Source organism: Actinomycetota bacterium, from assembly GCA_014360645.1.
GTDB lineage: Bacteria > Actinomycetota > Geothermincolia > Geothermincolales > RBG-13-55-18 > Solincola_B.
On sequence record JACIXD010000001.1, the window covers coordinates 316,923 to 330,306 of the forward strand.

The 13,384-nt window shown below is 64.7% G+C and carries 13 protein-coding genes; 12 read left to right on the top strand and 1 reads right to left on the bottom strand.

Going from position 1 to position 13,384, the window contains the following annotated elements:
- Positions 1 to 4: 4 nt before the first annotated feature.
- A complete protein-coding gene (locus tag H5T74_01395) occupies positions 5 to 1,438 on the top strand; it encodes an NAD-binding protein (protein MBC7229030.1) in 1,434 nt (477 codons plus the stop codon).
- Complete coding sequence (locus tag H5T74_01400) at positions 1,435 to 2,091, top strand: TrkA family potassium uptake protein (protein ID MBC7229031.1); 657 nt, start codon at positions 1,435 to 1,437, stop codon at positions 2,089 to 2,091. The genes H5T74_01395 and H5T74_01400 overlap by 4 nt, the downstream gene beginning before the upstream one ends.
- A 99-nt stretch (positions 2,092 to 2,190) precedes the next feature.
- On the opposite strand, the gene H5T74_01405 is transcribed toward H5T74_01400, so the two are convergent.
- Positions 2,191 to 2,361 carry a transposase gene (locus tag H5T74_01405; GenBank protein ID MBC7229032.1) on the bottom strand — a complete coding sequence of 57 codons (171 nt, stop codon included), beginning with the start codon at positions 2,359 to 2,361 and terminating at the stop codon, positions 2,191 to 2,193.
- 449 nt (positions 2,362 to 2,810) lie between these two features.
- Between H5T74_01405 and H5T74_01410 the strand changes: the two genes are divergently transcribed.
- From H5T74_01410 to H5T74_01455, 10 genes are all read left to right on the top strand, one after another.
- Positions 2,811 to 3,134 carry a hypothetical protein gene (locus H5T74_01410; GenBank protein MBC7229033.1) on the top strand — a complete coding sequence of 108 codons (324 nt, stop codon included), beginning with the start codon at positions 2,811 to 2,813 and terminating at the stop codon, positions 3,132 to 3,134.
- Between the two features lie 32 nt (positions 3,135 to 3,166).
- Positions 3,167 to 5,146 (top strand): V-type ATP synthase subunit I, encoded by a 1,980-nt coding sequence (locus H5T74_01415; protein MBC7229034.1) that lies wholly within the window; start codon positions 3,167 to 3,169, stop codon positions 5,144 to 5,146.
- Between the two features lie 12 nt (positions 5,147 to 5,158).
- Entirely contained in the window at positions 5,159 to 5,662 is a 504-nt protein-coding gene (locus tag H5T74_01420; protein MBC7229035.1) for a V-type ATP synthase subunit K, read from the top strand.
- An 18-nt stretch (positions 5,663 to 5,680) separates the two neighbouring features.
- Positions 5,681 to 6,304 (top strand): hypothetical protein, encoded by a 624-nt coding sequence (locus H5T74_01425; GenBank protein ID MBC7229036.1) that lies wholly within the window; start codon positions 5,681 to 5,683, stop codon positions 6,302 to 6,304.
- A complete protein-coding gene (locus tag H5T74_01430) occupies positions 6,301 to 7,416 on the top strand; it encodes a V-type ATPase subunit (GenBank protein MBC7229037.1) in 1,116 nt (371 codons plus the stop codon). Before H5T74_01425 ends, H5T74_01430 begins: the two co-directional genes overlap by 4 nt.
- Positions 7,417 to 7,436: 20 nt before the next feature.
- Complete coding sequence (locus H5T74_01435; protein MBC7229038.1) at positions 7,437 to 7,763, top strand: hypothetical protein; 327 nt, start codon at positions 7,437 to 7,439, stop codon at positions 7,761 to 7,763.
- A 79-nt stretch (positions 7,764 to 7,842) separates the two neighbouring features.
- Positions 7,843 to 9,609 (top strand): V-type ATP synthase subunit A, encoded by a 1,767-nt coding sequence (locus tag H5T74_01440; protein ID MBC7229039.1) that lies wholly within the window; start codon positions 7,843 to 7,845, stop codon positions 9,607 to 9,609.
- A 50-nt stretch (positions 9,610 to 9,659) separates the two neighbouring features.
- Entirely contained in the window at positions 9,660 to 11,042 is a 1,383-nt protein-coding gene (locus H5T74_01445; GenBank protein ID MBC7229040.1) for a V-type ATP synthase subunit B, read from the top strand.
- A complete protein-coding gene (locus tag H5T74_01450; protein ID MBC7229041.1) occupies positions 11,043 to 11,657 on the top strand; it encodes a V-type ATP synthase subunit D in 615 nt (204 codons plus the stop codon).
- A gap of 160 nt (positions 11,658 to 11,817) precedes the next feature.
- The coding region (locus H5T74_01455) for a hypothetical protein (GenBank protein MBC7229042.1) at positions 11,818 to 13,384 on the top strand (1,567 nt) is incomplete at its 3' end.

Below are 13,384 nucleotides of genomic sequence, written 5' to 3' on the forward strand. Positions count from 1 at the left end.
TCCCATGAGAGCCGTGATCGCCGGCTGCGGAAGGGTAGGTTCCCAGGTCGCCCAGGCGCTATCACTGGAGGGCCACAACGTGGTGGTCATCGACCGCGACCCCCGCTCCTTCGAGAGACTGGGGGTCTCCTTCAACGGCGAGACCATGGCCGGCATCGCCTTCGACGAGAAGCTCCTCAGGCAGGCGGGCATCGAGGAGGCGGACGCTTTCGCCGCGCTGACCAACTACGACAACACCAACCTCATGGCCGCCGAGATAGCCGCCGGCATCTTCGGGGTGCCGCGGGTGACCGCCAGGGTCTACAACCCCGACAAGGAGCTCACCTACCGCACCATGGGCATCGATTACATCTGCGGCAGCACCATAATCGCGGATATCTTCCACCGCTTCGTGACCGCAGGTGGGATGATGACCCACGCCGAGTGGCCCGGAGGCATGAGAGTGGTGGAGCTGGAGGCGGGCAGTGCGGTGGGCCGCTTGGACATCAAGGGGCTCCGCGCGCCGGGAGCGGCCAGGCTCATGGCCCTGGTGAGGGGCGACAAGCCGCTGTTCTTCTCCCGCGACACCCGCATCCTGCCGGGGGACCACCTGATCATGGCGGTGAATGCCGGCGATAGGGCATACCTGGGGAGGATAGCGCCCCTGACGAGGGAGGCCGGCGCCCCCGGAGCGCGATCCGCCAGTGCACGCGGGAGCTGGCGGGTCATCGTGGCGGGATGCGGGCGGGTGGGAGCGCAGCTGTCCGAGATGCTGTCCCTGGACGGATACCGCGTGACGGTCATCGACCGCGACCGCGGTTCCTTCCAGCGCCTCAGCAAGTCTTTCCAGGGCGATGCGGTGAAGGGCTACGCCTTCGACCTGGACGTCCTGGAGCGAGCGGGCATCGAGAAGGCGGACGTCTTCGCGGCGCTGACCAACTACGACAACACCAACCTCATGGCCGCCGAGGTGGCGCGGAGGATATTCGGGGTGGAGAGGGTGGTCTCGCGGCTCTATAATCCGGACAAGGAAAAGACCTTCCAGGCCCTGGATATCAACTATTTCTGCGGCACCTCCATCCTGGCGGAGCGCTTCATGCAGCGTATGGTTCCGGACCGGCTCAACATCGTCGCCTGGACCGCCAACAATCGCGTGCTGGTGACCGAGTTCTCCTGCCCCGCCCGCCTGGCCGGAAAAACGGTGGGGTGGCTGGAGAGGGAGGAACTGCTCAGGGTGGGGTTGATCGGCCGCGACGGCGCCATGAGGCCTGCCGACCGCGACGAGGCGCTGGAAGAGGGAGACAGGGTGGTGGCCGCGGTGCTGGCGGATAGGGTTAACCGGGTGAGGAAGATGACCGGAGAGGGGTGGATGGCACCGGCTTCCCTCGTGAGGGCGAAGGCGCGGCTGTCCCGGAGCGTCTACCGGGGTTCAACGCGAAGGGCGGGTGGCAGGCTATGAGGATAGTGATCATGGGCGGCGGAAAGGTGGGTTTCTTCCTCGCGGAGCTGCTGGGGGGCAAGGGTCACCAGGTGACGGTGATCGAGAGGAACCGCGAGTTGTGCGAAAGGCTAGCGGTGGAGACCTCGGCGGTGGTGATCCAGGGAGACGGATGCGACCTGCGCTACCAGGAGGAGGCGGACGTGGGAGGCGCGGAGGTCTTCGCCGCCGTCACCGGTGACGACGACGACAACCTGGTGGCGTGCCAGCTGGCCAGGACCTATTTCCAGGTGCCGAGGACGGTGGCGCGGGTAAACAACCCCAAGAACGAGCGCATCTTCAACCTCCTGGGGGTGGACGCCATCTCCAGCACCACGGTCATCGCCCAGCTCATCGAGGAGCGGACCACTATCGGGGACATCATCACCCTCCACACTTTGAAGCAGGGCAAGCTGGCGGTGGTGGAACTGGACCTCCCCGAGGACCGCTGCTCCTCGTGCAGCGTGCCCTTACGGGAGCTCGGGCTTCCCGCGGGATGTGTGCTGGTGTCCATCCTCAGGGGGGATGAGGTGATCATCCCCCAGGGGAGTTCGATGCTGCAGCCGGGAGACACGGTCATCGCGGTGACCGAGCCCGAGCTGGAGGGCGAGCTCAAGCGCATCCTCACCACCTGACGGCAAATTCAAGGGACTAGGGTTCTGCGGATGCCCAGTTCCCCCCGCGGGCTCAAGCCCGTCCTCTCCACCCGACGGCATCCTCCGGGGCCGACGGTTTTACAGAAACCCGTTCTTCCCCGCGAGCGCAAGCTCACCCCCGCTGGACCGAGGGCGCCGCTGCCGATGCCCGTTCCTCGAGTTCACGCGCTTCTCCGATCTCTCCCGGCACTTCGCCCCGCAGATGGCAGCCACCTCGGCGTCCATGGGTATGCCCGCCATCAAGCTCATCACCTCTCTTAGGTAGGTCCGTATCCGCTTCCTCCGGCTTCTTTTGCAACCACTCCACGAGGTCCGCAGTGGGGTTGACCATCGTGCCTCTCCTTTGTCTCACAGCTTACACTTGAGAAAAGGATGGAACGGTGGTCCTTGTTTTGCTAGGGGGCTTTCGCCTTATCGCCACTACCGGGCACTCTGGCACCGGGCTTTGATCTTGAGGTAAGGAAGCCTTTTCGAGTCGATTTGTCATGGGTCAATTCGTTTGCTTGAAAACAGGCAGGGGAGAATATAAAATTAGCGCGGCCTAAAATATTTTTTCAGGCCCCGAAAAATTTATCGTAGGGTAACACCGGTGCGCGCGGGCGGAGGAGCGTGGCGGAGATCGGCCCGCGCCGTGAGGCGGGAAAGATACGGATCGTACCTCGTGGTGCAAGGTCGTCCGGGTCGGGAAGGCGGTCGAGATGGGCTCCATGGCGGATAAGCTGGCGAGGGTGAAGAAGGCCGAGGACGAGGCCGCGGAAACGCTCGAGGACTACCGCAGGCGGGCGGAGGCGGTGATATCCGAGGCCCGGGAGAAGGCGGCGAAGGCCAGGGCGGAGGCGGAGGCCAGGGCCCGTTCCGAGGGCGAAGCGGAGATGAAGAGAATCATCGAGGAGGCGGAAGAAGACGCCCGCGGGCTCAGGGAAAGATACGGGCAAGACGCCGCCGCCCTCCGGGAGGCGGTGGCCTCGAGGCAAGAGGCGGCGGTGAGGTTCATCGTGGAGAGGCTGGAAGAGGGCGGATAGGGCTGGTTATTTCTGGATAGAGGGAGTCCGGCATGCCCATAGCCAGAATGCAGAAGATCTCGGTGCTGGCGCCCGTCTATGCGAGGGAGGAGCTGGTGGACCGGCTGCACCGCATGGGAGCCGTCCACCTGGTGGAGATGGGCGAAGAGGAGGCCGTTGAGGCCGCTCCCGAGTTGGACATCGTACCCTTCGAGCCCGATACCCGCCAGTTGCGTCTGGCGCTGGCGAGGACGGAGTTCATCCTCCAGCTCTTCGAGCGCTTCGAGGAGGCCAAGACCGGTCTCATTTCCGGTTTTCTCCAGGAGAAGGTGCACCTCACCCTGGAGGAGTTCCTCACGGTAGAAAAGGAGATCGACCTCCCCACCCTGTACCGAGAGCTGGAGGAGCTGGACGTAGAGCTGCGCCAGGTGGAATCGGAGATCTCCCGCCTGGAGGGAGACCTGGAGGTCCTCGCTCCCTGGAAGGAGTTCGAATTCCCGCTCTCGGTGGCCCGCGGCCTTAAGACGGTGGAGCTCCACCTCGGCATCTTGCCCCACCTGGCCCTCGGCGACTGGGAGAGGGAGATGGAGGAGCGTTGCCCGCTCGCGGTCTGGGAGGTCCTGGAAAGGAGGGCGGAGAGAATATACCTGGCGGCCGCAGTCCACCGCGTTGATGCCGCGGAGTTCTCGACGATCGCCTCCGAGCTGGAGCTGGAGCGCGTGGAGCTAGGCGAGAGGGAGGGGACGGTTCCGCAGGAGATCTCCCTCACGAGCGGGGAACTGGAAAAGGCGCGGGAGAGGAGGCGGGAACTGGAGGAGGCGGTCAAGGAGCGCTCTCCCATCAAGCCCAGGCTCCTGGCCCTCAAGGAATATCTGGAAAACCTCCTGCAGAAGGAGGAGGTCAAGGGTAAGTTCCTGCACACGCGGCGCGTCGTGGCCCTCCGGGGCTGGGTGGAGGAGGCCCGCATGGAGGAGATGCGGCGGGGGCTCGAGGAGCTGGGCTACCCCGTGGAGGTGGATTTCGAGCCCCCGGGAGAGGGCGAGGTCGTGCCCACCCTGCTGGTGAACCGCAGGCGCATCAAGCCCGCCGAGACCCTCATCAACCTCTTCGGACTGCCGGGGATGAGCGAGACCGACCCCACTCCCTTCGTGGCGCCGTTCTTCATCCTCTTTTTCGGCATGTGCATAGGGGACGTGGGCTACGGCATCATCCTCACCCTGGCCTTCTGGCTGGCCCTGAAGAAACTCGACGTGAGCGAGAACGCGCGCAGGTTCTTCCGCCTCTTCATGTACTGCGGTGTGGCCACCATCCTGGTGGGCATCTTCACGCGGGGCTACTTCGGCATCGAGGGGGAGTCGCTGCCGGGCTTCCTGAAGTTCCCCGGCACCCTAGACATCCTCAACGACCCCATACCCATCATGCTCGTCTGCGCGGCGTTGGGCCTTATCCATATCTCCATCGGGGTGGCCATCGAGATGTACGACAACATGCGCCACAACTCGCCATGGACGGGCTTCTGCGAGCAGGGGACCACCCTGCTGCTCTGGCTGGGGATCGCGGTGATGGCGGTGGGGGCCGGCATCAAGGTCGACGCGCTGCGGATGGCGGGGATGTACATCATGATCGCGGGCGCCGCGGGGGTGATCCTCCTCTCCAACATCGCCAGCAGGAGCCTGGCGGGGAAGTTCTTCGGCGGCCTTTACAACATGTACGGCCTGCTTGCGAGCACCATAGGGGACGTGGCCTCCTACCTCAGGCTCTATGCCCTGGGGCTGGCGACGGTGGCCATCGGGAGCGTGGTCAACCGCATGGCCGCCATGACCTGGGGGATACCCGTGCTGGGAGTGGTCTTCCTGGCGGTGATCCTGCTGGGCGGACACCTCTTCAACCTGGCCATAAATTTCCTCAGCGCCTTCGTGCATCCCCTGAGGTTGCAATACGTGGAGTTCTTCGGCAAGTTCTACGAGGACGGGGGCGAGCCCTTCGCGCCCCTCGCCTTGCGGACAAACCGAGTGGTGGTCGAGGACCGGTAGAGGGAGGTAGATATGGTAGAGACTTTCGGAGGTCTGACCGGCCTGCAGTGGGCGCTGCTGGGAGCGGCGGTGGCGGTGATCGGCGGGGGCTCGGGCTCGGCCATGGGCATCACTTATGTCGCCAACGTCGCCGGCGGCATCCTCACCGAGAAACCCGATTACTTCGGGCCCATGTTGCCCCTGGTGGTCATACCGGGCACCCAGGGCATCTACGGCTTCATCACCGGGGTGCTGGTGGCGTTCGTGATGAAGCCTTCGGCGGGATGGGATGCCCTCACGGGCACGCTGGGTTTCCAGATCTTTCTCGCCTGCCTGCCCGTGGCGTTCGTCTGTTTCGTGTCCGGCGCCTACCAGGGATTGACGGCGGCCGGGGCCTCAGGCATGGTGGCCAAGCGCCGCGAGGAGATGGGACGCGCCCTGGTGCTGCCGGCGCTGGTGGAGACCTACGCGGTGCTCTCGCTCATCGTGACCATACTCTTCTTCTTCGTGGTCATCAGGCCGGCTTATCCCGGATAGGCAGCCGAGGAGGGCTTGATGTCCCTGGATAAGCTGTTGGAAAGGATAGCCGCCGACGCCCGGACGGAGGGCGAGGAGATCCTCGCCCAGGCTGAGGAAGAGGCGGCTAGGATCCTGCGGGAAGGCGAGGAGGAGGCCCTGCGGTCCGCCGAAGACATACGCTCGTCATACCGCCGGCGGGGCGAGCGCGAGCGGACCAGGATCATGAGCGAGGCCCTTGCGGAGGGCCGCGCCGCCTATCTTTCGACCCAGGAGGAGCTCTTCGAGGAAGCCCTGGCCGCCGCGGCGCGTGAGTTCGAGTCCCTGCCGGAGGAGCGCTACCGCGCCTGGCTGAAAAGGGTGATCCTGGAGCACGCGGGCGAGGGCGTGGACGAGGTCATCGCCGCCCCCTACGACCGCTCGCTGCTCGCCGGGGGCCTGCTGGACGAGGTCAACGCCGCGCTGCGTGAAAGGGGAACACGGAAAGGGCTGGCCCTCTCGGAAAAAGAGGCGGAATTCAGCCGCGGGGTGATCCTGAAAGGCGACAAGTATGCCAACAACCTCTCCCTGCAGGCGCTGCTGCGCGAGGTGAGGGAGAGGAGCGAGGAGGAGTTGCTGGACATCCTCTTCGGCGATACGGCGAAAAGGGGTAAAGGCGAGTGAACGTTCCGGGCCTGGCGGACATGAACCCGCTGAAGAAAGGGGTGCTGCCGCACTTCCGCGAGGGGAAGACGCGGGAGCGGCCGTCTTTTCTGACCATAGGCCTGCGGCGCATCCGCCCTTTCAGCGAGGTCACGCGCTATGGCCGCGCCGTGGGGATGATCAGGGTCCTGGAGACCCAGATGCTGACCTCCCAGCATATCGAGAGGCTGGTAGAGGCGGACTACGAGGAGGCGCTGCACATCCTCGACGAGACGCCCATCGGAGGTTACCTGCGGGAGGCGAGGCTGGCGGGGGACGTCAACGCCGGCCTCGAGGCCTTCCTGCGCGACACCTACGAGACGCTCGAGAAAGCGTTGCCCCGCGATTCCTTCATCATGGCGTTCTTCCGGTGCCGCTTCGACTTCCACAACCTTAAGGCGTTGCTCAAGTCGCAGAGGACCGGAGGGGAGCCGGAAGGCCTGTTGGAGGGGCTGGGCCTTGTGGCGATAGAGGACCTGCGCACGGGCCTCGAGAACCCCTACCTCCTGCCGTGGCCGTATAAGGAGACGGTGGAGGAGCTGGCGCGGGGCTGGGAGACGCCCCAGGAGCTGGACACGGCGGTGGATCGGCGCTACCTGGAGCACCGGCTGTTCCTGGCCGGGCGCGAGGGCAGCCCATTCCTCGTCGATTTCGCGCGCGCCTCCATAGACCTCGCCAACCTCAAGGTGCTCATCAGGGCGCGCATCCTTTCCAAGGACAGGGAATACGTCCGGAACATGTTGGCGAGAGGCGGGTTCATAGAGGTGAACACCCTGAGCGATATCTACGTCGATGCTCCCGAGAACATGGTCAAGAAGCTGGAGGGAATCCAGTATTATTCACGGTTATTGGAGCTGGTGGAGGACGAGGAGTACGTGGTGAGGCTGACGGAGTTCGACCGTCGCAGCGACGACCAGCTCATGGAGATGGTGCGGGGGTTCAAGAGAGTGGCGGTGGGCGCGGAGCCGGTCTTCGCCTACATCAGGGCGAGAGAGAACGAGACGCTCATGGTGCGCATCATCCTGGTGGCGAAGCTGCACAACATCCCGCCCGAGGCCATCGAAAAGATGTTGCGGAAGCTGTACATGGAATAGGAGCAAGAAAGGCCGGTGCAGTGTTGGAGGCAGAGGGCCTGAAGGTGGCGATGATCGGGGGGCTGACCTCGGCCATCGGCTTCAAGGCGGTGGGTGTGGAGACCTACATCGCGGACGTCCCCGAGGAGGGGCCGGCGATATGGGAATCTCTGCCGCGTGACCGTTACGCCCTGGTGATGATCACCGAGCCGGTCTACCGGGTGCTTTTGGATGAGGTGCCCGGATTTCCCGGCGAGGGCGGCCTGCCGGTCATCATGGCGGTGCCCGCCGTGAGCGGTTCGCTGGGGTTGGCGAGGGCGGGGATAAAGGCCAGGGTGGTCAAGGCCCTGGGTTCGACGCTGGATTGAGGCATTGCGGCGCGAGCCCCGCTTTTTTCCTGCCGGGAAGCGGGGCGGACGACCGGAAGAAAAAGACGAGGAGCGGGAGATGAGCGAAGGCTATGTGGTCAAGGTGGCGGGCCCCCTGGTGGTGGCGAGGGGATTGCCCGATCCCAAGATGTACGACCTGGTGAAGGTGGGCAGTGAGCGCCTCATGGGGGAGATCATCGAGCTGCGGGGTGACCGCGCTTCCATACAGGTCTACGAGGAGACGTCGGGCATCGGGCCCGGCGACGAGGTGGTGACCACCGGGGAGCCCCTCAGCGTGGAGCTGGGGCCCGGCCTGCTCGCCTCCATCTACGACGGGGTGCAGAGGCCGCTGGATGTGATCATGGCCAAGCACGGCAACTACGTGGCCAGGGGCGTGGAGGAGCCGGGGCTGTCGCGCGACCGCAAGTGGGCCTTCGAGCCCGTTATGAAGGTGGGGGACGAGGTGGTGCCCGGGGATATCATCGGCACCGTGCAGGAGACCAAGGTGGCCGTCCACCGCGTCATGGTGCCCAAGGGGGTACAAGGGAAGATATCCCACATAGAGGCGGGGGAGTTCACGGTGGAGGATATTGTGGCGGCTGTGCAGACCCCCTCCGGAGAGGTGCCAGTGACCATGATGCAGCGGTGGCCGGTGCGCCTGCCGCGGCCTTACCGGGAAAAGCGCCCGCCCGTGGAGCCCCTGGTCACCGGGCAGCGCATCGTGGACACCTTCTTCCCCATCGCCAAGGGCGGTACTGCCTGCGTGCCCGGCCCCTTCGGCTCCGGGAAGACGGTGCTCCAGCACGCCATCGCCAAGTGGGCCAACTCCCAGATCGTCATCTTCGTGGGCTGCGGCGAGCGCGGCAACGAGATGACCGACGTGTTGTTGGAGTTCCCCGAGCTCCTGGACCCCTATTCGGGAGAGCCCCTCATGCTGCGCACCGTGCTCATCGCCAACACCTCCAACATGCCGGTGGCCGCGCGCGAGGCCTCGGTATATACCGGCATCACCCTGGCGGAATACTACCGGGACATGGGATACGCCGTGACCCTGCAGGCCGACTCCACCTCCCGCTGGGCGGAGGCCCTGAGGGAGATCTCGGGTCGCCTGGAGGAGATGCCCGGCGAGGAGGGCTACCCAGCCTACCTGGGGACCCGCCTGGCCGCCTTCTACGAGCGGGCGGGACGCGTGGTCTGTCTGGGAAGCGACGGGCGTGAGGGCAGCATATGCGCCATCGGCTCCGTCTCGCCCCCCGGCGGGGACCTCTCGGAGCCGGTGACCCAGGCCACCCTGCGCGTGGTCAAGGTCTTCTGGTCCCTGGAGGACCGTCTGGCCTTCGCGCGCCACTTCCCCGCCATAAGCTGGCTGAACAGCTACAGCCTCTACCTGGACCAGACGGAGAAGTTCTGGAACCGCGAGGTGGACGAGGAATACGCGCGCCTGCGCGAGGAGGCCATGGCCGTCCTGCAGCGGGAGGCAGAGCTGCAGGAGATCGTGCGCCTCATCGGGGTGGAGGCCCTTTCCGACCAGGAGAGGTTGCTCATGGAGACGGCGAAATCCCTGCGCGAGGACTTCCTGCACCAGAACGCCTTCGACGACGCGGACGCCTTCACCTCTCTGCGCAAGCAGTTCCTGATGTTGAAGCTGATCATGAAGTTCCATGCCGTGGCCATGCGCGAGCTGGAGAAGGGCAGGCCCATCGCCGAGCTCATGGACCTGCCGGTGCAGGAGAGCATCGCGCGGGCCAAGTTCATCCCCGAGGATGATCTGGATAGATTTGCCAAACTGGAGCAGGAGGTCGAGGAGCAGCTCTCGGGCGCGGCCTCCGAGGTGAGACAGCCGTGACGCGCCGCGGGCGCGCGTGAGCAAGGCGGACCGGAAGGAGAGCCCAGACAATGGCCAAAGAGTATTTCACGGTAAGGGAGATCGTGGGGCCCCTCATCCTCATGGAGGGCGTGGAGGGCGCCAAATACAACGAGCTGGTGGAGGTGGAGTTCCCCGACGGGTCGGTGGGCTACGGGAACGTGCTGGAGGTGGAGGAGGACGTGGTGCTGCTGCAGTCCTTCGAGGCCACCAGCGGCCTCAACGTGGCCCAGACCAGGGTGCGCTTCACGGGCAAGAGCCTGGAGCTGCCGGTGAGCAGGGACATCCTGGGCCGCGTCTTCGACGGCCTGGGCAGGCCTCTGGACAAGGGTCCCCGGGTGATGCCCGAGAAGAGGCTGGATATCAACGGCAACCCCATCAACCCCTACGCGCGCGACTTTCCCACCGACTTCATCCAGACCGGCATCTCCTCCATCGACGGCCTGAACCCCCTGGTGAGGGGACAGAAGCTGCCCATATTCTCCGGGGCGGGCCTGCCGCACAACCGCGTGGCGGCGCAGATCGCGCGCCAGTCGGGGGTGTTGGGCGAGCGCGAGGAGTTCGCGGTGGTCTTCGCGGCCATGGGCATCACCTTCGAGGAGGCGGACTTCTTCATCCGCGAGTTCCGCGACCAGGCGGCGCTGGAGCGTTCGGTGCTCTTCATCAACCTGGCGGACGACCCCGCCATCGAGCGCATAGCCACGCCGCGCATGGCCCTCACCGCGGCCGAGTACCTCGCCTTCGAGCAGGACATGCAGGTGCTGGTCATCCTCACCGACATGACCTACTACTGCGAGGCTCTGCGCGAGATCTCGGCGGCGCGCAAGGAGGTGCCGGGAAGGCGGGGGTATCCGGGCTACCTCTACACCGACCTGGCTACCATCTACGAGCGGGCGGGAAGGATCAAGGGCGCCAAGGGATCCATCACCCAGATCCCGGTGCTCTCCATGCCCGACGACGACAAGACCCATCCCATCCCCGACCTCACTGGGTACATCACCGAGGGGCAGATCATCCTCTCGCGCGACCTGCACCGTCGGGGCATCTATCCGCCGGTGGACGTGCTGCCCTCCCTCTCCCGCCTCAAGGAGAAGGGCATCGGGGAGGGAAAGACCCGCGAGGACCATTCCGGGCTCTCCAACCAGCTTTTCGCCGCCTACGCGCGGGGCAAGGAGGCGAGGGAGCTCTCCATCATCCTGGGCGAAGCCGCCCTTTCCGAGGAGGACAAGCTGTTCGTCAAGTACTCCGACGAGTTCGAGGAGCGCTTCATCCGCCAGGGAGAGTACGAGAACCGCAGCATCGAGGAGACGCTCTCCATCGGCTGGGACCTGCTGAGGATCCTGCCGCGCTCTGAACTGAAGAGGGTCAAGGAGGAGCAGATAGAGCGCTACATGAAGGCGGAGGTGGCGGGTTAATTGGCGCGCATAAACGTCAACCCCAACCGCATGGAGCTCCTCAAGCTCCGCAAGCGCGCGGCCATAGCCAGGCGCGGCCACAAGCTGCTCAAGGACAAGCTGGACGAGCTCATGAAGCAGTTCATGTCCCTGGTGAAGCAATGCGGCGCCCTGCGCGACCAGGTGGAGGAGAAGCTCGCCGAGGCCTACACCATCTTCTCCATCGCCCGCTCCGAGGTCACCACGGAAGAGGTGCGGGAATCCCTGGCGTTGAGCCCCGCCACCCTGGAGGTGGACGTGAGCAGGGAGAACATCGTGGGCGTGAAGGTGCCGCATTTCGAGCTGAGGCAGGAGGGGGGGTACGACTGCTACAGCCTCTCCACCGCCCCCATGGCCTTCGACGCCGCCCTGCAGCACTACCGCGAGCTCATGCCGTCGCTGCTTACGCTAGCGGAACTGGAGAACAACCTCAAGCTGCTGGCGGACGAGATCGAAAGAACGCGCCGCCGCGTGAACGCCCTGGAGTACGTGCTCATCCCGTCCCTCGAGGAGACGGTGGTCTATATCACCATGAAGCTCGACGAGATGGAGCGCTCCTACCGCACCCAGCTCATGAAGATCAAGAGCATGCAATAAAACAGTGGGGTCAGCCCCGGACATGGGACACCTTCTCATCCTTCTTCCGGCCTAGGCCGCCGGAGGCCTTTTCCGCGCTCCGCTAAAGGGTTCGGTATGCGCGGACGATTTATGATGTTGCCGGTAATGGCTAGAAAAAACTGGTTCGCGATCGAGGCTCATGGGAGATATTCACAGAGAGCAGGACTTCGCCGTAAAAGCCAGCAGGCTGGGAATAGCCCTCATCCTGGTGGGGATCCTCGCGCTGTACCCTATCCTCTTCATCCACAACAGCGGGTGGGGGAGCGATGAGGAGGAGGTATCGCGGCCCCTGTCCTACCAAGGGGGAGTGATCATCGAGCTGCAGGGGAACTCCTGGCCCGTTACTCTGGAGGGACGACCGCTGCGGGGTTTCGACGAAGGCACCAAGGCGGAATACAAGTTTCGTACCGTGCGCGAAGGAGAGGATTTCCATTACCTCATCGCGGGGCTCACGCAGACGGCTTACGACCTAGAGCTCAGCTTCATCGAGTATGCTCACACCTTCCCCGGATTGAGGGTTTTCGACGTCTCCTGCAACGGCGCCACGCTTCCCGGCATGAGGTCGGTGGACCTCTGCGCCAGGGCGCGGAAGGAACTGGCTTACCAGGTCACCATCCCTGCGGTGGAGGCGCCCGGCGGCATCATGGACCTGCGCTTCAAGGCGGAGAAAGGGCTGGCTCTGGTAAGCCACATCCGGCTCAGCGCCCCTGGGACCAAGGACCTCGAGATCGACACCGGCGAGTCCCGCCACTGGACGCATTACCCGCTTCGTTTTTCGCCTTCCCGGGAACAGGACCTGTTCGAGGTGGTCCTCGGCCGTTTCGGGTCCCGCTTCATGGTCAACCCGGCGCCCCAGCTCCTGGCCTGGCGCCAGTCGCCCCTGGGGACCTGGACCGACGACCTTTCCGAGCTGGTGATCGCTTTCCGGGACGAGGAGGGAGACATCAGGTGCCTTCCCTTCACCGACCGCTACCCCGTTTTTTCCGCCATCGACCAGGAGCTCACCCTCACCGGGGTCTCCTATACCTGCCGGGACCCCGCATTGCCCTTCGCCGCCACCGTCACCATACGGGCGCCATTCTATCCCGGGGAGGTCAAGCTATCCACCGCGCCTTTCTTCTACCTGGATATCTCCCTCGCCAACCAGGGTGAGACGCCCGTGAGGGGAGAGCTGCTGCTGGCGCGGACACACAAGGACGATAACGTGGGTAAAAAATCTCCGCGTTCCCTCAAGGGATCCCGGGGTTACAAGTTCGCCTCGCGCTATACCTACGGTCAGGAGAACCACGTCAACCCCGATAACAACTCGCGTTTCTTCGAGTTCTGGGAAGCGGTGGCGGTGGGTGAGCCGGAGCGCGTGAACTGGTATTATCGCGATATCGGAGATACGGGATGGATCTGGAGTCCTCCGCAGGGCTTTCCGCAGGTCCGCTCCCAACCCGTCTACACCTTTGTGCCGCGCGGCTATTCCGGGTTCGACGCCGCTTTCGACCTCGAACCGCAGGGCAGTGACGGCCTGAACGTGGTCCTGGCCTGCCACTCCGGAGATAACGTCCTCGAGGTGGGGGAGGACGAGGGTTTCCGCTTCCTCTACAACAACCCCGCCGGCCCCAACCTCGCCTCCGTGGACGCGGTGGTGGACTACGCCCTGGGGGAGCGGACGTCCATCCTGGAAAAGAGCGACTTCTTCGACGGCATCCTCTCCG